This window comes from Franzmannia pantelleriensis (genome assembly GCF_900102875.1).
Lineage (GTDB): Bacteria > Pseudomonadota > Gammaproteobacteria > Pseudomonadales > Halomonadaceae > Franzmannia > Franzmannia pantelleriensis.
Genome location: NZ_FNGH01000005.1, coordinates 246,238 through 263,397, shown reverse-complemented (window position 1 = coordinate 263,397; position 17,160 = coordinate 246,238). Strand labels below are relative to the sequence as shown.

18 protein-coding genes are annotated in these 17,160 nt (G+C 64.5%); 5 read left to right on the top strand and 13 right to left on the bottom strand.

The features are described from left to right. Positions 1 to 7 precede the first annotated feature (7 nt). Entirely contained in the window at positions 8 to 934 is a 927-nt protein-coding gene (gene puuE / locus BLT16_RS08410; RefSeq protein WP_089658079.1) for an allantoinase PuuE, read from the bottom strand. Between the two features lie 82 nt (positions 935 to 1,016). Beyond that, positions 1,017 to 1,697, bottom strand: coding sequence for an aspartate/glutamate racemase family protein (locus BLT16_RS08405; protein WP_089658078.1), 681 nt, complete (start codon positions 1,695 to 1,697; stop codon positions 1,017 to 1,019). A 321-nt stretch (positions 1,698 to 2,018) separates the two neighbouring features. On the opposite strand from BLT16_RS08405, the gene BLT16_RS08400 reads away from it, so the two are divergent. Then, positions 2,019 to 3,377, top strand: coding sequence for an NCS1 family transporter (locus tag BLT16_RS08400; protein WP_089658077.1), 1,359 nt, complete (start codon positions 2,019 to 2,021; stop codon positions 3,375 to 3,377). 75 nt (positions 3,378 to 3,452) lie between these two features. Here BLT16_RS08400 and BLT16_RS08395 read toward each other — a convergent pair whose 3' ends face one another. From BLT16_RS08395 to uraH, 9 genes are all read right to left on the bottom strand, one after another. Beyond that, entirely contained in the window at positions 3,453 to 4,175 is a 723-nt protein-coding gene (locus BLT16_RS08395; RefSeq protein ID WP_089658103.1) for a GntR family transcriptional regulator, read from the bottom strand. After that, complete coding sequence (locus BLT16_RS08390) at positions 4,175 to 5,182, bottom strand: ABC transporter ATP-binding protein (protein ID WP_089658076.1); 1,008 nt, start codon at positions 5,180 to 5,182, stop codon at positions 4,175 to 4,177. Before BLT16_RS08390 ends, BLT16_RS08395 begins: the two co-directional genes overlap by 1 nt. Next, positions 5,179 to 6,252: an ABC transporter ATP-binding protein gene (locus BLT16_RS08385; protein ID WP_089658075.1), complete on the bottom strand. Its 1,074-nt coding sequence runs from the start codon at positions 6,250 to 6,252 to the stop codon at positions 5,179 to 5,181. Before BLT16_RS08385 ends, BLT16_RS08390 begins: the two co-directional genes overlap by 4 nt. Continuing rightward, the gene (locus BLT16_RS08380; protein WP_089658074.1) at positions 6,249 to 7,139 is read right to left on the bottom strand and encodes an ABC transporter permease; all 891 of its coding nucleotides are present in this window, start codon (positions 7,137 to 7,139) and stop codon (positions 6,249 to 6,251) included. The genes BLT16_RS08385 and BLT16_RS08380 overlap by 4 nt, the downstream gene beginning before the upstream one ends. Before the next feature lie 18 nt (positions 7,140 to 7,157). Then, positions 7,158 to 8,111, bottom strand: a complete 954-nt coding sequence (locus BLT16_RS08375; protein ID WP_089658073.1) for an ABC transporter permease — start codon at positions 8,109 to 8,111, stop codon at positions 7,158 to 7,160. A 60-nt stretch (positions 8,112 to 8,171) separates the two neighbouring features. Next, positions 8,172 to 9,803 (bottom strand): ABC transporter substrate-binding protein, encoded by a 1,632-nt coding sequence (locus BLT16_RS08370; protein ID WP_089658072.1) that lies wholly within the window; start codon positions 9,801 to 9,803, stop codon positions 8,172 to 8,174. Between the two features lie 337 nt (positions 9,804 to 10,140). Further along, complete coding sequence (locus BLT16_RS08365; protein WP_089658071.1) at positions 10,141 to 10,857, bottom strand: GntR family transcriptional regulator; 717 nt, start codon at positions 10,855 to 10,857, stop codon at positions 10,141 to 10,143. 194 nt (positions 10,858 to 11,051) lie between these two features. Then, on the bottom strand, positions 11,052 to 12,254 hold the full coding sequence (locus tag BLT16_RS08360; protein WP_089658070.1) for a urate hydroxylase PuuD: 1,203 nt from the start codon (positions 12,252 to 12,254) through the stop codon (positions 11,052 to 11,054). A gap of 51 nt (positions 12,255 to 12,305) precedes the next feature. Beyond that, a complete protein-coding gene (gene uraH, locus BLT16_RS08355; RefSeq protein WP_089658069.1) occupies positions 12,306 to 12,659 on the bottom strand; it encodes a hydroxyisourate hydrolase in 354 nt (117 codons plus the stop codon). A gap of 151 nt (positions 12,660 to 12,810) precedes the next feature. On the opposite strand from uraH, the gene uraD reads away from it, so the two are divergent. From uraD to BLT16_RS08335, 4 genes are all read left to right on the top strand, one after another. After that, positions 12,811 to 13,335 carry a 2-oxo-4-hydroxy-4-carboxy-5-ureidoimidazoline decarboxylase gene (gene uraD / locus BLT16_RS08350; RefSeq protein WP_089658068.1) on the top strand — a complete coding sequence of 175 codons (525 nt, stop codon included), beginning with the start codon at positions 12,811 to 12,813 and terminating at the stop codon, positions 13,333 to 13,335. Positions 13,336 to 13,440: 105 nt separating this feature from the next. Further along, on the top strand, positions 13,441 to 14,274 hold the full coding sequence (locus BLT16_RS08345; protein ID WP_089658067.1) for an IclR family transcriptional regulator: 834 nt from the start codon (positions 13,441 to 13,443) through the stop codon (positions 14,272 to 14,274). A gap of 77 nt (positions 14,275 to 14,351) precedes the next feature. Beyond that, positions 14,352 to 15,380, top strand: a complete 1,029-nt coding sequence (gene pyrB, locus BLT16_RS08340) for an aspartate carbamoyltransferase (protein ID WP_089658066.1) — start codon at positions 14,352 to 14,354, stop codon at positions 15,378 to 15,380. Positions 15,381 to 15,488: 108 nt separating this feature from the next. Next, a complete protein-coding gene (locus tag BLT16_RS08335; protein WP_089658065.1) occupies positions 15,489 to 16,130 on the top strand; it encodes a hypothetical protein in 642 nt (213 codons plus the stop codon). Here BLT16_RS08335 and ruvX read toward each other — a convergent pair. Beyond that, positions 16,127 to 16,567, bottom strand: a complete 441-nt coding sequence (gene ruvX / locus BLT16_RS08330; RefSeq protein WP_089658064.1) for a Holliday junction resolvase RuvX — start codon at positions 16,565 to 16,567, stop codon at positions 16,127 to 16,129. The two genes, BLT16_RS08335 and ruvX, sit on opposite strands and share 4 nt — an antisense overlap. Before the next feature lie 16 nt (positions 16,568 to 16,583). Next, positions 16,584 to 17,141 carry a YqgE/AlgH family protein gene (locus tag BLT16_RS08325; RefSeq protein WP_089658063.1) on the bottom strand — a complete coding sequence of 186 codons (558 nt, stop codon included), beginning with the start codon at positions 17,139 to 17,141 and terminating at the stop codon, positions 16,584 to 16,586. Between the last annotated feature and the right edge of the window lie 19 nt (positions 17,142 to 17,160).

The following is a 17,160-nucleotide window of genomic DNA, read 5'->3' as shown; positions in this document are numbered from 1 at the left end:
TACCCACTCAGCGTTGCCGTGCAGGATGCTGCTCGGCCCAGTGGCGAGCAATATCCACGCGCCGCGTCACCCAGACCCGGTCGTGCGCTTCGATATGGTCGAGGAAGCGCTGCAGGGCACGGAAGCGTCCGGGGCGGCCGATCAGGCGACAGTGCAGGCCGATCGACATCATCTTCGGTGTGTCCTCACCCTCGGCGTAGAGCACATCGAAGGCATCACGCAGGTACGCGAAGAAGTGATCACCGGTGTTGAAGCCCTGGGGCGTGGCGAAGCGCATGTCGTTGGTATCCAGGGTGTAGGGCACCACCAGGTGGTCATGGGTCTCGCCCTGACTGTCCTGCTCGCGGGTCCAGAACGGCAGGTCATCGCCGTAGTAATCGCTGTCGTAAAGAAAGGAGCCCTCGTCGAGCACCAGCCGGCGCGTATTGACGCTGTCGCGGCCGGTGTACCAGCCCAGCGGTTTCTCGCCGTAAAGGGTCTGGAAGATCTCGATGGCACGCTGCATGTGCTCGCGCTCGAGACTCTCGGGCATGCCCTGATAGTGCAGCCAGCGGTAGCCGTGGCAGGCGATCTCGTGGCCCAGCTCCTTGAAGGCGTGCGCCACCTCGGGATGACGCTCCAGCGCCATGGCCACGCCGAACACGGTCAGCGGCAAGCCGCGTCGTTCGAACTCATTGAGCACCCGCCATACCCCGGCCCGTGAGCCGTACTCGTAGATCGACTCCATACTCAAATGCCGCTCGGGATAGGCCTCGGCGCCGACGATCTCGGAGAGGAACTTCTCGGAGTGGCTATCGCCATGCAGCACGCAGCTCTCGCCACCCTCTTCGTAGTTGAGCACGAACTGCACCGCGATCCTGGCCTTACCCGGCCAGTTGGCTTGAGGCAGGGAGCGGCCGTAGCCGATCAGGTCGCGAGGGTAGTCCTGGGTCATGGTCGAACCTCTCCTTGTTATACTGACAACATTTTATGTATACAATTTAAAGATAGAGTGTGTTCAGTTGACTTGCAAGTCCTCAGTTCCCTCCGCTGATGGCGTTCAGCAGCATCATCGCCTGCGTCTGGGCGAGCGCCGCATCCAGGCAGTCGATTACCCGGCACGCTTTCTCCAGCGGCAGTTCCGCTGCAAGCCCCGCGAACGCGGCCCCCCCCACGATAACAACCTCTGGTGACAGCTGTTGCTGCTGCCTCTCCAAGGTCGACGCGAGGCGCTGTCCCGCCAGATCACGCTGCGCCGGCAGGCGAAGGTCGTCGATGGAGATGGCGTCGATACCCACGCAGTGGCGCGACACCCCGAGATCATTGAGCTGATCCTCGATCATTCGCGGCCAGCGCTGCCCTGGCGTAATCACCGAGAAGCGCCCCCCCAGTTGCAGCGCGCTCAGCACCGACGCCTCGAGCATGCCCACTACCGGCACAGGGCTGATCTCACGCACTGCAGCGATACCCGGCTCGCCGAAACAGGCCAGCAGGATAGCGTCGAAACCTGCAGGGTCAGTGGCCAGATGATGCTCCGCCAGGCCCACCACGGCGGCGCCGGACAGCGCACAGTCACGCCGCGAGGCAATATAGCCGACGCTATCGACGGCGGTGTCGGCCACCACCTCGACACTGGCTCCCAGCAAACGCCTGGCCTTGGCGGCCATCTGTTCGGTCATGGCGAGATTGGCATTGCCATTGAGTAGCAGTAAACGCATGTGCGCCTCCTCATTCCACCCCCGGCGAATTATCCGGGGGACATATTGTATACAGGATATCCGAAAAAATGGCGTCAGCCCGCCATGGAACCCACGCGCTATGTTGCTTCTCGCCTCATCAAACATGGCAGCTCTTCTGGCTTTCAACCTAATGCGCTGTTTTTAAACGCATAAATAACTTGCGGCGATCAGCATTCATGGCTTGCAATTCAGCATAGCCTTGACTATTTTTGTATACAAATAAAAATTACTTTGTTCACGACACCACGCAACGCAGGTCGTACCACAACAATCACCAACTACCTTTGCGAGGACCGCGATATGACCAACAGCGATCAGTCAGCGGCACAGGCCGAGCTCTCCAGTTCGCCTACCAAAGCGCCAGGCCAGGAGAGCCTAGCCCCCCAGCAGACCCGTATCATGGGTCGCCCCTCCTACTTCCTGGCCTGGTTCGGCGGCTGCGTGTCGATCGGCACCTTCGCCATGGGCTCCAGCGTGGTCGGCACACTCAACCTGATCCAGGCCACCCTGGCGATCGCCATCGGCTGCTTCGTCATCGGTATCGCCCTGGCCATCAATGGCGCTCCCGGCTACAAATACGGCATCCCCTTCATGGTCCAGGCACGCAGCGCCTTCGGCTTTGCCGGCACGCGCATTCCGGGATTGGTGCGGGCGGTACCGGCCATCGTCTGGTACGGCTTCCAGAGCTGGATTGGTGCCGGCGCCCTGAATATGGTGTCGGCGACGCTATTCGGCTTCGATAATCTGATCTTCTACTTCATCAGCTTTCAGTTTCTGCAGATCGGTCTGTCGGTGATGGGTTTCCAGGGCATCAAGTGGCTGGAGAATATTGGCAGCGCCTTTATCCTCGCCTCGCTGATGTACATGTTCTACGCCACGGTGCAGCGCTACGGTGACGAGCTCTCCGCCAGCCTGCTGACCATGGAAGGCTCCTGGGGCATGCCCTTCTGGGGCGCCACCATGCTGTTCCTGGGTATCTACAGCACTATGATGCTCAACGTCAGCGACTACTCCCGCGAGCACAAGACAGGCACCGGTCCGGGCCTGCTGACCACCATTTATGCCATGTCGATCCTGCCCTGCACGCTGTTCATGGGGCTGATCGGCTACATGGTCTCCGAGGCCACCGGCACCGCCGACCCCATCCAGGTGTTCGCCAATGCCGTGGACAACACCCCGCTGCTGATGACCACCCTGCTGTTCATCGCCTTCGCCCAGGTCACCACCAACGTGCTTAACAACGTAGTGCCACCGACCTACGTGCTGATGGACGTCTTCAAGCTGAAGTTCCCGATCGCCACCGTGATCGTCGGCCTGCTGGCCTTCGCCACCTTCCCCTGGAAGCTGGTGCAGCCCGAATCCGCTGCCGGCCTGCAGCTGTTCGTGCAAACCTACTCGGCCTTCCTCGGCCCGATCTTCGCCATCCTGGTGGTCGACTACTACGTGATCCGCCGCCGCACCCTGGACATCGCCAAGCTGTATGACGAGGCCGGCCCCTACCAGGGCGTCAACTATGCGGCGCTGATCGCTACTCTGGTGGGTATCGTCGCCGCCCTGACCTTCTCCGCGGTCTCCTGGTACGCCAGCCTGATCCCGGCCGGGATCACCTACTACCTGTTGATGCAGCACTGGGCACCCTGCCAGCGCTTTCGCCAGTGACTACCGCACCTGTGACTCCGCCCGGCACCTGCCGGGCGGAGACGCCTCTGCCAATAATGACAACGCTAGCTTTTCTCATCCGCCAAAGATGCGCTGCAGGTCGGGAGCGCCGCTGGGCTCCTCGACCACCGTCAGCGAGGCCTCGATGGCCTTGAGATGGCGGCTCATGAAGGCGGCGGCGCGTTCTCCATCCCCCTGCTCCAGCAGGCGAATCAGTTCGTCATGGTCGTGGGACTCGCAGCCGAGGTGGCCAGGGTTGCCGTAGACGGCCAGGATCAGCGAGGATCGCGAGCAGAGCCTGGCCACGAACTCGGCCAGGGTAGCATTGCCGGCGAGCAGGGCCAGCCGCTCATGGAACATCGCCGAGAGCTTGATCGCGGTGCTCTGCTGGCCGCTGCGCAGCGCCTCGTGCTCACGCCGTGCCAGCTCGCGCAGGGCACTGACAGCGGCCGGCGTGAGATGTCTGGCGGCGGCGGCCATTAGCCCACACTCGACCAACTGGCGCGCCGCGAAGACCTCGCTGGCTTCCTCGACGGTGGGTCTCGTCACACTGGCGCCGCGGCGCGGTGTCAGGGTGACCATCTGCTCTAGGGCCAGGCGCTGGAGGATCTTGCGGATCCCGGTGCGACTGACGCCAAACACCTCCGCCAGGGCATCTTCACGTAGGCGTGCACCGGGCTTGAGGCGCTGCTCGATGATCGCCTCGCTGATCGCGCGATGAATCGCCTCGTGGCGCTCGGCGCCGTCGCCTGCCTTGCCACGACCGCGTGCGCCCGTCCCCGGTCGCGGCCCTGTCATCACGCCGGCAGCCGGCAGCAGGCCGCCCAATGGATGTCGCTCAACCCTCGTGCAGCAGGCACCGCCGCCAGGCACTCGTCGCTGGCCTGCGGACAGCGCGGCGCAAACGCACAGCCCTGGGGCAGTTCGGCGAGATCGGGCGGCGCCCCGGGAATCGCCTCCAGCCGTTGACCACGCTGCGCGCCCGAGGCACGCGACGCCATTAGTCCTTGCGTGTAGGGGTGCTGGGGGGCGCCAATCAGCTCCTCGACGCGCCCCGACTCGACGATGCGTCCGGCATACATCACCGCGATACGGTCGGAGATCTCGTTGGCGACCCCCATATCGTGGGTGACGAAGATCACCGACATCCCCAGCTCGCGCTGCAGGTCGCGCAGCAGCAGCAGAATCTGGATCTGCACCGTGGCGTCCAGCGCCGTGGTCGGCTCATCGGCGAGCAGCAGCTTGGGCCGACAGGAAAGTGCCAGTGCGATCATCGCCCGCTGGCTCATCCCCCCCGAGAGCTCATGGGGATAGTTGGCCAAGCGGCGCTGGGCCGAGGGGATGCGCACCAGCTCGAACAGCTCCAGCGCCCGCGCCAGCCCCTCGCGACGGCTGACGCCCTCATGGCGGCACACCGTCTCGGCGATCTGCTCGCCAATCGTGTAGACCGGGTCGAAGGCCAGCATCGGCTCCTGGAAGATCATCGACGCCGTGCGCCCGCGAAAGCGGGTCAGCTGGCGCTGCGACATCGCCAGCACGTCCTGGCCGTCGACGCTGACCCGGCCCGAGATTTGCGACCGCCGCTCCGGCAGCAAACGCATCAGGGTGCGCAGGGTGACGCTCTTGCCCGAGCCGCTTTCGCCGAGGATGGTCAACACTTCGCCGCGCTCGAGGCTCAGGTCGACGCCGTTGACGGCGTGTACCTGCCGCGTCGGGGTGCGAAAGTGCACGGTCAGATCGCTGATCTCGACCAGCGGGGGCTGGGACGCGGCAGCGGGGTCGGACGTCGCAGCAGCTAGGCTCATGTCGGGCTCTCCTCTGAGATGCGCTTGACGGGCACCGCACCGGCCATGACCTCATCAGCGCGCCGGCAGGCGACCTGGTGCGCGGTACCACAGGCTTCGAGTGCCGGCTCGGCGTCGCGACAGGCGTCCTCGACCATCGGGCAGCGTGGGCAGAAGCGACAGCCCGGCGGCAGGTCGATGGGGTTGGGCGGGTCGCCGACCAGCGGCGCCTGCTGGGTGCGCTGGTCGGGATTCATCGACGGCATCGCCGACAGCAGCGCCCGGGTATAGGGGTGCGCTGGTGCACGATAGAGCGCCTCCACCTCGCCCATTTCGGCGACCTTGCCGAGATACATCACCATCACCCGATCGCTGATATAGCGCACCACGTTGAGGTCGTGGGAGATGAACAGATAGGTCAGGCCATACTCCTGCTTGAGATCCATCAGCAGATTGAGCACCTGCGCCTCTACCGACTTGTCGAGCGCCGAAACCGCCTCGTCGAGAATCAGCAGCCGCGGCTCCAGCGCCAGGGCGCGGGCGATATTGACCCGCTGGCGCTGGCCTCCCGACAGCTCATGGGGATAGCGGTGAGCAAACAGACGGGACGACAGCCCCACCTGATCGAGCAGGCGCCGCGCCCGCTGGCGCGACTCGCGGCGATTCACGCCGTGCACCTGGGGGCCGAAGGCGATCGAGTCTTCGACGCTCATGCGCGGATTGAGCGAGGCGTAGGAGTTCTGAAACACCATCTGCACCTGGCGGCGCATCCCACGTACCGAGATACCGCCGCGCTGGCCGATCGGGTCACCATCGAAGACCATCTCGCCGTGATCCGCGGCCAGCAGATGCATCAGCAGCCTCGCGGTGGTCGACTTGCCGCAGCCGGACTCGCCGACGATGCCAAGTGTCTCGCCCTTGTAGACATCGAAGTCGACGCCGTCCACGGCATGCACCCGTTTCGCCTGGCGGCCCATCCCACCGCGGGTGATGGTGAAGTGTTTCTGGAGGCCACGCACCCGCAGCAGTGGCTGCGCCTTACCGCCGCGGTCGAGTGCGTCGTGCCGTGAGAGCGATAGCGAGTTGTTCATAGCTTGACGTCCATGGCCGAGCGCAGCCCGTCGCTGAGCATGTTGAAGCAGATCGACACCGTGAAGATCATCATCCCGGGCAGCACCGCCACCCAGGGATTGACGTAGATGGCGTCGCGCATGGTGTTGAGCATCAGCCCCCACTCCGGCATTGGTGGCCTGGCGCCTAGCCCCAGGAAGGAGAGCCCCGAGGCAAGGATCATGCTGACGCTGATCAACGAGGTGGCGTAGACGAAAATCGGCCCCAGCACATTGCCCAGCACATGGCGCCGGATGATGGTCAGACTGCGGGCGCCGCTGGCGCGGGCCGCCTCGATGTAGTCGACGCTGCGCACCTGGGTGGTGACGCTCTCCGCCACTCGAGCGATCGGCGGGATAAAGACGATCGTCAGCGACAGCAGCGAGTTGACCAGCCCGGCGCCCAGCGCACCGGCCAGCGCCACCGCCAGCAGCACTGCGGGAAAGGCGTAGAACACATCGATCACCCGCATGATCACGCTGTTCGTTCTGCCGCCAACGAAGCCGGCGACGATGCCGATGGCGCTGCCGATCACGAAGGCGTTGATCACCGGCATCACGCCGATCAGCAGCGACAGCCGGGCGCCGTGGATCAGTCGCGACAGCACGTCGCGCCCCAGCTCGTCGCTGCCCAGGGGGTAGCCCGGCGAGCCGATTGGCTGCAGGCGATTGAGCATGCTGGTCTGGAACGGGCTGGCCGGTGCCAGCCACGGCGCAAACAGCGCCGCCAGCAGGATCATCAGCAGCACGATACCCGATACCAAGGCGACTGGGTCGCGGCGCAAGCGGCCAAATACCGCGCCCCAGTACCCCTGGACCGGAGCGGGCACAGGCGCGTCGGCCTGAGCGCCATCGAGGGTCAGTGACATAGCGTACTCCTCGGCCGTTCAGCCACGCTGGATCCGGGGGTCCAGGCGCGCCTGGGCCAGATCGACGATAAGATTGAGCATCACGAAAAACAGCGCCAGCACCAGGATGGTCCCCTGCAGAATCGGCAGGTCACGCTGGAAGATGGCGTTATTGAGCAGCAGGCCGGTACCCGGCCACGAGAACACCGTCTCGACCAGGATCGACCCGCCGAGCAGATAGCCCAGCTGCAGGCCCATCACCGCCAGCGCGGTGGGCGCCACGTTCTTGACCACATGGCGAAACACCTGGCGCTCCGCCAGGCCCTTGGCGCGCAGCGCCTCAACGAACTCGTGGGCCAGGATATCGGCGACCATGGCGCGAACCGTGCGTGTTACCACGCCCATGGGAATCACTGACAGGGTCACCGCGGGCAGGATCAGATGGCGCAGATAGGCCCACTCGACATTCCAATCGCTGGAGCTGCCGGGGCCGGCCCCCGAAGAGGGCAGCCAGTTGAGCTCCACCGAGAAGATGATCACCAGCAGCATGCCCAGCCAGTAGTGCGGCACGCTGACGCCTCCCACGGCGATGCCGGTCACCAGGCGATCGAGCAGCGAGCCCTGAAAGTAGCCGGCCAGGGTGCCGAACACACAGCCCAGGGTGAAACCGATCAGCGAGGCGGCAAACGCCAGCAGCAGGGTGTTTTTCAGGGCACTGAACACCTCGGCGGTGACCGCGCGGCCGTTGGCCGCCGACAGCCCCAGGTCGCCCTGCACCGCACGCAGCACCCAGCGGCCATACTGCTCGGGTAGCGGGCGGTCGAAGCCGTAGGCGCGCTGTACCATCGCCACCACCTCCGACGGTGCGTCGGGGGAGACCACCGCATCCATCGGGTCGCCCGGGGAGAGGTGGACCAGCGAGAAACAGAAGAAGCTCACCGCCAGCGCAATGGGAATGACGTAGAGCACGCGCTTGAGGAAATAGATAGGCATGCGATCTCCAGGCGGGCAGCGACACGCCGGCAATGCTCAGCCGGCGTGTCGCTGCGCGGCTCACTCTTCGATGTAAACCGGGGTCAGGTCCTGGAACCAGTTCTGGGCCTGCACGAAGCCCTGTACGCGGGGGTTCATGGCCCGCGGCCCTACGTCGTGGGCCACCCACAGCCAGGCCGCATCGTCGACCATGCGCGCATGGAACTCGGCCAGCAGCGCGTCCTGGGCCTCCTGGTCGAAGGTCACCTTGGCTTCATCGAGCAGGCGATCGTACTCGGGGTCGTCCATGTAGCCCCAGTTGAAGCCGTTGGGCGGTGCCATGCTGGAGTGCATGAAGCGGTAAAAGGCGGCGAAGGGGTCGAGCCAGCCGAACGTAATGTTGGTGGCATGGGCGTCTAGGCTGGTCTCATGATCGGCCCCGCGGCGCCAGTTGGGGAACAGCGACTCCCAGTCCATTACCTCGAACTCCAGCTCTATGCCGACTTCTGAGAAGGTCTGCTGGATATACTCGTTCATCGCCAGCGGCTGCATCTGGCCGGAGCCGGAGGTGGAGATCAGCACCTTGATCTCGACCGGGTTATCCGGGCCATAGCCGCTCTCCGCGAGCAGCCGACGTGCCTCGTCGGGATCGTAGCTGATCTCGAACTCGGGCTCGCCAAACCAGGGGTGATCTGGGTTCACGGTACCCACTGCAGGCACCATCAAGCCCCCCAGAAGCGTCTCGAGGCCTTCACGATCCACCGCCAGGTTGGCCGCCTTGCGCACGTTGATATCGCGCCACGGGCTGCCCTCGAGCATCGAGAACTGGTAGGGCCAGGTGTGCGGATAGGGGTTGCTGGTAATGGTCATGCCCTGGGACTCCATACGCGCGATGGCGTCCGCGGCCGGCGATTCGATCCAGTCGACCTGGTCGGAGAGCAGCGCCGAGGTGCGGCTGCTCGACTCCGGCATCGGCAGCAGCTCCACGCGATCGACCTGCGGCACGCGATCGGCATCCCAGTAGTCGGCAAAGGGTTCGAGCACGGCGCGCTCCCGCGGCACCAGACGGGTCAGCTTGAACGGACCGGTGCCGGAAGGCTGGCGGGCAAACTCATCCCAGTCGCCGTCCAGCGCTTCCCACTGCGCCGGGCTAGAGAACAGCAGGAAGGTCAGCTGATAGGGGAACCAGGCATCCGGCTCACTGGTGGTAAAGCTGATGGTGTAGTCGTCGACCTTTTCGTAGCCATCCATGGAGGGGATACGGCCACGCACGTTGCCGGCCTGGCGGGCATCGAACTGCGGTGAATCCTCGTCGTAGACCTTGTCGAGATTCCAGATCGCCGCATCGGCGTTCCAGTCACTGCCGTCATGGAAGGTCACGCCTTCACGCAGATGGAAATGCCACACCTGCTGGTCGTCCTCGTCGACTTCCCAGGACTCGGCCAGACCCGGCGTCAGACCGCTGACCTCATCGGCGGACGACATATCCCAGTTGATCAGCGCATCGTAGATGGTGTAGCCAACGAAGCGGTAGCCTTCGAAGCCGCTATCCGGCTGGCCGGTGGTCAACGGAATATCCGACGCCGTCATGGCGATGCGTAGGGTTTGCTCGGCCTGGACGGTCGTTGTCGATGCCAGGGCGGCGAGGCCGAGGCTCAGGGCAGCGACGGGAGCCGCCCAATGCCAGGTTTGCGCAGTTTTTTTGTATACCATTGTTGCACTCTCCCCTCGTGGGTTTACCAGCCAGGCGACGCGACATCGCCTGTACTGCTAGAGGGGTTAATGCAAGAGTGGGGCCAGCTTTGCCGCGACAGGCGCGATATTCCCGCCAATATCGAAGAGCACTAAAATACAAAGACAGGATAATTTCGTATACAACAATAGCTTGGCTGCGTCTGTCGAGATACGAAGGAAGCGACTGTCCGTCGCTGCGCTGGCAGAGGCGACGGAGTCGATAGGGCGATTTTCCCCCACCCGATGCACCAAGGCGTGGCGCTAGTACCCGATCAGGGCACCGTCGCAGGGCAAGGGAGGAGGCGGCAATGTGGCATCAACCGCTGAAGATCTGCTCCAGATCGGGTACCTCTTCTTCTTCCTCGACGATCGACAGCGAGGCCTCGATGGCCTTGAGGTGACGGCCCATGAAGGCCGCAGCGCGCTCGCCGTCACCCGCCTCGAGAAAGCGGATCAGCTCGTCATGGTCGTGGGACTCGCAGCCCAGGTGGCCAGGGTTGCCATAGACCGCAAGGATCAGCGACGAGCGCGAACACAGCCTGGCGACAAAGTCGGCCAGGGTGGCATTGCCGGAGAGCTGGGCCAGGCGTTCATGGAAGGCCGCCGAGAGCTTGATCGCGGTGCTCTGCTCGCCGGCGCGCAGCGCCTCACGCTCGCGGTGCGCCATATCCCGCAGCGCGCTGGCATTGTCAGGCGTCATGTTGCGTGCCGTCGCCGGCATCAGGCCGCACTCGACCATCTGGCGGGCATCGAAGACATCCTTGGCTTCGTCCGCAGTGGGCCGTGTCACGCTGGCCCCGCGCCGCGGCGTCAGGGTCACTAGCTGCTCCAGCGCCAGGCGCTGCAGGATCTTGCGGATGCCGGTGCGGCTGACCCCGAACACCTCGGAAAGGGCGTCCTCGCGAAGTCGCGCACCGGGCTTCAAGCGGTGCTCGATGATCGCATCGCTGATCGCCCGATAGATGGCATCGTGCCGTTTGGCGCCATCGCCGTTCTTGCCCAGGCGCTTGCGCGGCTGGGCCTCGCTGGACATTGCCGTGGAAGCGGGTTGTCGCTCTGTCATGGTCGGCCTCTCTCCTCATCCTCGGCGTGGCAGGCGCTCGCTCCCGGCGCTACTGCACGCTTGCCATATCGGCCATTGTATACACATTGCCACAGCCGATACGACTGCGGCCCGCCGAGTTGGCGGGCCGCAGAGACGGCAGGCGAATGCCTGGGGATCAGCCGTTACTCACGCCAGGCAGCAATGGCCTCACGCTCCTCGTCGGTCATGTTGGTCATGTTGCCGAGCGGCATGTAGCCGCTCGCGACCACCTGCTTGATCTGACTCATCTGACGGCGAATCTGATCCTCGGTGTCGTAGGCGACACCGGCCGGCGCCGAGGAGAAACTGGCATGGCTGGGGCTCTGGGCATGACACTGCACGCAACGGTCCTCGATGATGGTGGTGACCTCGGCCATCGCCGTGCCCGCTTCGCCCTCGACGGCCGGCGCGCCTGAACCAGCCGGCATCGCCACCCATAGCGCCACGGCGATCAGGGCAGTGCCCGCCGCCGGGTAGGCCGGCTGGATCTTGCCCGAGTGCATCAGCACGAAGAACTGGCGGATCAGCGCCCCGGCGAAGATGAACAGCGACATGATCACCCAGGCATGGTCGTGGTTGTAGGCGAACGAGTAGTGGTTGCTGATCATCAACAGCACCACCGGCAGGGTGAAGTAGGTGTTGTGCACCGAACGCTGCTTGCCGCGCTTGCCATCCAGTGGATTAGGCGTCTCGCCGGCCTTCATCGCCGCCACCATGCGCCGCTGGCCGGGAATGATCCAGAAGAACACGTTGGCCGACATCGCCGTCGCCATCACCGCGCCGGTGAGCAGGAAGGCGGCACGTCCCGAGAACATCTGCACGCTGAGGTAGGCCACGACCACCATCATCACCGCCACGGCGAGACTCAGTAGCCCATCGCGTTCCATGTTGGGACTGATGCGCTTGCACAGCTCGTTGTAGACCACCCAACCGCCGAACAGGAAGGCCAGTGCCAGGATATTGGCTTCTGCGCCGCTGAGGTTGGCGGCCCACTCCCAGTTGCTGCTCGGATTGACCAGGTAGAAACTGGGGTTGGCCATGTACAGCAGCACGAACAGCGCAAAGCCCGACAGCCAGGTGGTGTAGGACTTCCAAAACGACCAGTGCAGGTCATCGGGCAGCTTGGCGGGTGCCGTGGCGTACTTCTGGTTGTGATAGAAGCCGCCGCCGTGGACCGCCCACATCTCACCGAACACGCCCTTGTCGCGATCCTCGGCGGCCTTGGGCTTCTTAAGGCCGTTGTCCAGCATCACGAAGTAGATCGATTCGCCGATCCAGGCAATGGCGGCGATGACGTGCAGCCATCGCAGCAGCAGGTTGGCGAACTCCAGGAGAAAGGATTGCATACGCTAGCTCTCGCTGTGGTTATTGTGTCGTCTCTCGGTCAGGGGCCCCGCTCAGCTGCCTCGGTAGCTCGAATAGCTATACGGCGACAACAGCAGCGGCACGTGGTAGTGCTCGCTGGCATCGGCGACGCCAAAGCGCAGCGGGATACGATCGAGGAAGCGCGGCTCACGACCGGCAACCCCCTGACGGGTCAGGTACTCTCCGGCGTGGAACAGCAGTTCATATTCGCCAACGGTGAAAGCATCACCCTCGAGGATCGGCGCGTCGCAGCGGCCATCGTCGTTGGTCACTACTTCGCCGAGGCGGGTGCGCTGCTCGCCCTCGAGGCGGAATACCTCGATACGGATACCGTGTCCGGGGCGGCCTAGCGAGGTATCGAGTACGTGCGTCGTCAAACGTCCCATGGGGATCTCCTATTGTTGGTGAGGTCGCTACTGCCTATCCTATGAAGACAGTTTTAGCTCTAAAGAGAGTACATTTCAAAGTTTTTTTGTATACAGTAAGTGTATTGCTTTCTTTCTCCCCTCGACGAGCACGCCCAAGGAGGCCGCCAGGATGAGTACTACCCAACTGACCCCACGCCCCAGTCAGCTCGACCGTAGCGCCTTCGTGGCAAGCTTCGGTGATATCTACGAGCATTCCCCATGGATCGCCGAACTGGCCTGGGATGCCGGTCTCGGCAGCGATCAGGACAGCCCCGCCGGCCTCGCCGCGGCGATGGGCGAGGTGCTACGCAGCGCCAGCGCCGAGCGTCAGCTCGAGGTCATCCGCGCCCACCCCGACCTGGCCGGCAAGGCGGCGCTGGCCGGCGAACTGACCGACGACTCGACCCGTGAGCAAGCCGGTGCCGGGCTCGACCAGTGCAGCCCCGAGGAGCTGGCACGCTTCGAGCGTCTCAATGACGCCTACAAGACCAAGTTCGGCTTTCCGTTCGTGATGGCGGTGAAGGGTAACGACCGTCATGACATTCTCGCCGCCTTCGAGACCCGCCTCGACAACGACCTCGACGAGGAGCGTCGTACCGCCGTCGAGCAGATCAATCGCATTGCTCTGCTACGCCTGGAAGGTCGTGTCGGCTAGCACCAGCAGGCAGAATGGAATCGATTTCCGTCAGCACGACAGTCCAACGCCGAGCGTGTATCCTGTGCGCAGTGATCACTGATGCACGGGGACGGAGAGCAAGGCGTGAGCGAGACCAAACGCAAGGCGGTAGGCCGACCGGCCGGGTCGGGCAAGAGCAGCGGCGGGCACAGCCAGTCGTTGGTGCGTGGGCTGAACATCCTCGAGGGGCTGGCCGCAGCGCCGGTCGGCCTGGCGCTGTCCGATATCGCTCAGATCGTCGGCCTGGCGCCCTCGACCACGCACCGGCTACTGCAGGCGCTGCACAAGCAGGGCTTCATCACTCAGGATGCCGAGCTGGGGCTGTGGAAGATCGGCGTCAAGACCTTCCAGATCGGCAACACCTTCCTCGAGTCGCGCGATTTCGTCGCCACTGCCCGGCCCTATCTGCGTCGGCTGACTGACGAGAGCGGCGAGTCGGCTAATCTGGGCATCCGCGACGACGGCATGGCGGTGTTCCTGGCTCAGAGCGAGTCGCCGCAGATGATGCGCATGATCACGCGCCTCGGTTCACGGGCGCCGATGCACGCCTCGGGGGTCGGCAAGGCGCTGCTTGCCTGGCTCCCGGAAAAGGAGGTCGAACGCATCCTGCAGGCCCGCGGGCTGCCCAAGGTCACCGACAACACCATCGATACCCCGGCCCGGCTGCGCCAGGGCATGGCCGAGATTCGTCGCCAGGGCTACGCCTGCGACCGCGAGGAGCATGCCGTAGGCCTGCACTGCGTAGCCGCCTCGATCCACGACGAACAGGGCAGCCCGTTGGGGGCCATCTCGGTCTCCGGTCCGGTGGCGCGAATTCCCGAGTCGCGGCTTGCCGAGCTCGGCGGCCTGGTCAGCCGTGCCGCCCGTGAGATCACCACCCAACTCGGTGGCAGACTGCCCAGCGCCGAGGAGTATTGATCACCGCGGGCCCGTGCCGTACCGCGCGTTCGCGGTTACACTGAGCGCCAGTTTTCCGCCGCACTACGAGGCCCGCGATGAGTCCCCACCTGCTGTCCGTCGATTCCCTGTCACGCGATCGCGTCGATCACCTGCTGCGGGTCGCCGCGCGCATGGAACCCATTGCCCAGCGCCGCCAGGTCACTCGGGTACTGGAAGGCGCCGTGCTCGGCAATCTGTTCTTCGAGGCCAGCACCCGCACCCGGGTCAGCTTCCACGCGGCCTTCTGTCGGCTCGGCGGCAGCGTCTGCGACACCACCGGTTTCACCTTCTCATCGATGGCCAAGGGCGAGTCGCTCTACGACACCAGCCGGGTGATGAGCGGCTACTGCGATGCCATCGTCATGCGCCACCCCGATCAGGGCTCGGTGGCCGAGTTCGCCGCCGCCACCCATGTGCCGGTGATCAACGGCGGCGACGGCCCCGGTGAGCACCCCAGCCAGGCGCTGCTCGACTTCTATACCATCGACAAGGAGTTCGCCCGCCTCGGCAAGCCGCTGGCTGGCGCCCATGTGCTGCTGACCGGCGACCTCAAGTACGGTCGCACGGTGCACTCGCTGATCAAGCTGCTGTCGCTCTACGACCCCTTGCGCATCACCTTGGTGGCACCGCCGGGGCTGGAGATGCCAAGCCACTTGATCGACCTGGTCGCATCCCGCGGACATCGAGTCGAGCAGCGCGAAAGCCTGGCCGACAACTATGCCGACGTGGATGTGGTCTACACCACGCGCATCCAGAAGGAGCGCTTTACTGCCGAGATGAGCGAGGGCTTCAGCCTGTCGCGGGACTTCAGCGTCGACCGCGACTTCATGAACAAGCGCTGCGGCCGCAACACCATCGTCATGCACCCGCTGCCCCGCGACAGCCGTGCCGAAGCCAACGACCTCGACGTCGATCTCAACGGCGACCCGCGTCTGGCGATCTTCCGCCAGACCGATAACGGCATTCCGGTGCGCATGGCAATCTTCGCCACCCTGCTGCAGGTCGAGGACCTGATCGAGAAGGATCTGCGCCCGGTGCGTTGGTTCGTGCCCGAGCGGGTCGGGGTCGATGACGCCACGTCCTAGCCAATGGGATAGGCTGCCGAATAGCGTGGAATGTGCGAGACTGCGAATATCGGCCGGACATCGTTCACCAACAACAACCATGCGTACCGTCAAGGAGTCACAGCGACCATGAACATGCACACCGCCTACCTCTCACTGGGAGCCTTCTACAGCCTGCTGATCGCCATCGGCGCCTTGGCGCTGCTGATGGGCGGCGGCTCGGCCATGTCGATCGTGCAACTTGGCATTGGCGCTCTGGCAGTGGTCGGCCTGTGGGGCTATACCCTGAGGCGCGGCTTCATGAATCCGCGCATCTGGCGGCCGTTGGCGGGCATCCTGGCGATTGCCGTGGTCCTGCAGCTGATCCTGGTGCTGACTGCCGGGCTGTCGAAGACTGACATCACCTGGATGCTGATCAGCGCGGTGTTCTCGGCGCTGCTGGTCGTGATCCTGTTCAACTATGGCAACCGCGACCAGGCGCTGTGGGCCTCCGAGGCCGACGTCGAGGGAGGCAAGACCCTCGAGGCACTGCTCAAGCGCCAGTCGCCGCTGAGCGCCGAGAACGTCACCGACAAGCGTAAAGCCAGCGTGACCGTGGGCTGCGAAGGCAATCACTACAGCGTACGCGTACGTCGCGAGCACGGTGGCGAGGTCGAGCAGTTCGAGGAGCGTTTCAATCACCCGGCAACGCTGGCGTTCTTCATCGAGAAGTACACCTGCATCACCGCCGACGACATCGCGCAGCAGAACGCCGCTAGCAAACAGTCCTAGGGTATCAACCCCTCCTGGCGAGCAAACCAGCCCTCCAGGATCAGCACCGCGGCAATGCCGTCGACGCTATCGTCACGGTAGTTGCCACGGTGCCCCGCCTCACGGGCAATGGCCTTGGCCTCTCGGGTCGAGCCGCGCTCGTCGGCCATTTCGCAGGGAATGCCGTAGCGGCCGAACAGCCGCTTGCCAAATTTGCGCGCACGCACGCTCATCTCCTGCTCCTCGCCGTCGCGGGTCAGCGGCAGGCCAACCACGAACAGGTCCGGCCGCCATTCGTCGACCAGCTGAGTGATCACCGACCAGTCGGGAATCCCGTCGCGGGCGCTGAGCGGCTGGAGCTGGCGGGCACTAGCCAGCAGCTCGTTGCCCACCGCCACGCCGATCCGTCGCGTGCCGAAGTCGAAGGCCAGGATCAGGCGTTCACCGGCCTTGCCCATCAGCCGTGCCTCCGGGTCATGAATGGCCCGCCTCGCGACTCATCAGGTTGAGATCCACGCCCAGGCTACCGGCAGCGGCCTGCAGGCGCTGCTCGGGCAGTGTATCGAAGAGAATCTGCGCGCTGCCCTCCACGGTCAGCCAGGCGTTCTCCTTGAGTTCGTTCTCGAGCTGCCCGGCCTCCCAGCCGGCACACCCCAGACACACCAGAAACTGCTCAGGGCCGCGGCCGTCGGCCAGCGCCTGGAGCATGTCCATCGACGTGGTCAGAGCGATCTCCTCGGCGACCTGGATGCTGGAGTCCCAGGCGCTGGCCGTGCCGCGATGCAGGATGAAGCCGCGATCCTTGTGCACCGGCCCACCGTAATAGACCGGCGCATCGCGGTGCGGGCTGTCATCGCCGCCCAGGTCGAGTTGCTCGAACAGGGCATCGAGGGTCAGGTCGAGGGGGCGATTGACGATCACCCCCATGGTGCCATTGTCATCATGATCGCACAGGTAACTCAGGCTACCGGCGAAGTTGGCGTCCTCTAGATGAGGCATCGCCAGCAAAAAATGGTGTTTCAAGCTTTGCATGGGCCTCCCGGGCGCGGGG

What these genes read in the sequence shown, in the direction of transcription:
- puuE (WP_089658079.1), bottom strand. Translation starts at nt 934, where the DNA reads ATGACCCAGGACTACCCTCGCGACCTGATCGGCTACGGCCGCTCCCTG.
- BLT16_RS08405 (WP_089658078.1), bottom strand. Translation starts at nt 1,697, where the DNA reads ATGCGTTTACTGCTACTCAATGGCAATGCCAATCTCGCCATGACCGAA.
- BLT16_RS08400 (WP_089658077.1), top strand. Translation starts at nt 2,019, where the DNA reads ATGACCAACAGCGATCAGTCAGCGGCACAGGCCGAGCTCTCCAGTTCG.
- BLT16_RS08395 (WP_089658103.1), bottom strand. Translation starts at nt 4,175, where the DNA reads ATGACAGGGCCGCGACCGGGGACGGGCGCACGCGGTCGTGGCAAGGCA.
- BLT16_RS08390 (WP_089658076.1), bottom strand. Translation starts at nt 5,182, where the DNA reads ATGAGCCTAGCTGCTGCGACGTCCGACCCCGCTGCCGCGTCCCAGCCC.
- BLT16_RS08385 (WP_089658075.1), bottom strand. Translation starts at nt 6,252, where the DNA reads ATGAACAACTCGCTATCGCTCTCACGGCACGACGCACTCGACCGCGGC.
- BLT16_RS08380 (WP_089658074.1), bottom strand. Translation starts at nt 7,139, where the DNA reads ATGTCACTGACCCTCGATGGCGCTCAGGCCGACGCGCCTGTGCCCGCT.
- BLT16_RS08375 (WP_089658073.1), bottom strand. Translation starts at nt 8,111, where the DNA reads ATGCCTATCTATTTCCTCAAGCGCGTGCTCTACGTCATTCCCATTGCG.
- BLT16_RS08370 (WP_089658072.1), bottom strand. Translation starts at nt 9,803, where the DNA reads ATGGTATACAAAAAAACTGCGCAAACCTGGCATTGGGCGGCTCCCGTC.
- BLT16_RS08365 (WP_089658071.1), bottom strand. Translation starts at nt 10,857, where the DNA reads ATGTCCAGCGAGGCCCAGCCGCGCAAGCGCCTGGGCAAGAACGGCGAT.
- BLT16_RS08360 (WP_089658070.1), bottom strand. Translation starts at nt 12,254, where the DNA reads ATGCAATCCTTTCTCCTGGAGTTCGCCAACCTGCTGCTGCGATGGCTG.
- uraH (WP_089658069.1), bottom strand. Translation starts at nt 12,659, where the DNA reads ATGGGACGTTTGACGACGCACGTACTCGATACCTCGCTAGGCCGCCCC.
- uraD (WP_089658068.1), top strand. Translation starts at nt 12,811, where the DNA reads ATGAGTACTACCCAACTGACCCCACGCCCCAGTCAGCTCGACCGTAGC.
- pyrB (WP_089658066.1), top strand. Translation starts at nt 14,352, where the DNA reads ATGAGTCCCCACCTGCTGTCCGTCGATTCCCTGTCACGCGATCGCGTC.
- BLT16_RS08335 (WP_089658065.1), top strand. Translation starts at nt 15,489, where the DNA reads ATGAACATGCACACCGCCTACCTCTCACTGGGAGCCTTCTACAGCCTG.
- ruvX (WP_089658064.1), bottom strand. Translation starts at nt 16,567, where the DNA reads ATGGGCAAGGCCGGTGAACGCCTGATCCTGGCCTTCGACTTCGGCACG.
- BLT16_RS08325 (WP_089658063.1), bottom strand. Translation starts at nt 17,141, where the DNA reads ATGCAAAGCTTGAAACACCATTTTTTGCTGGCGATGCCTCATCTAGAG.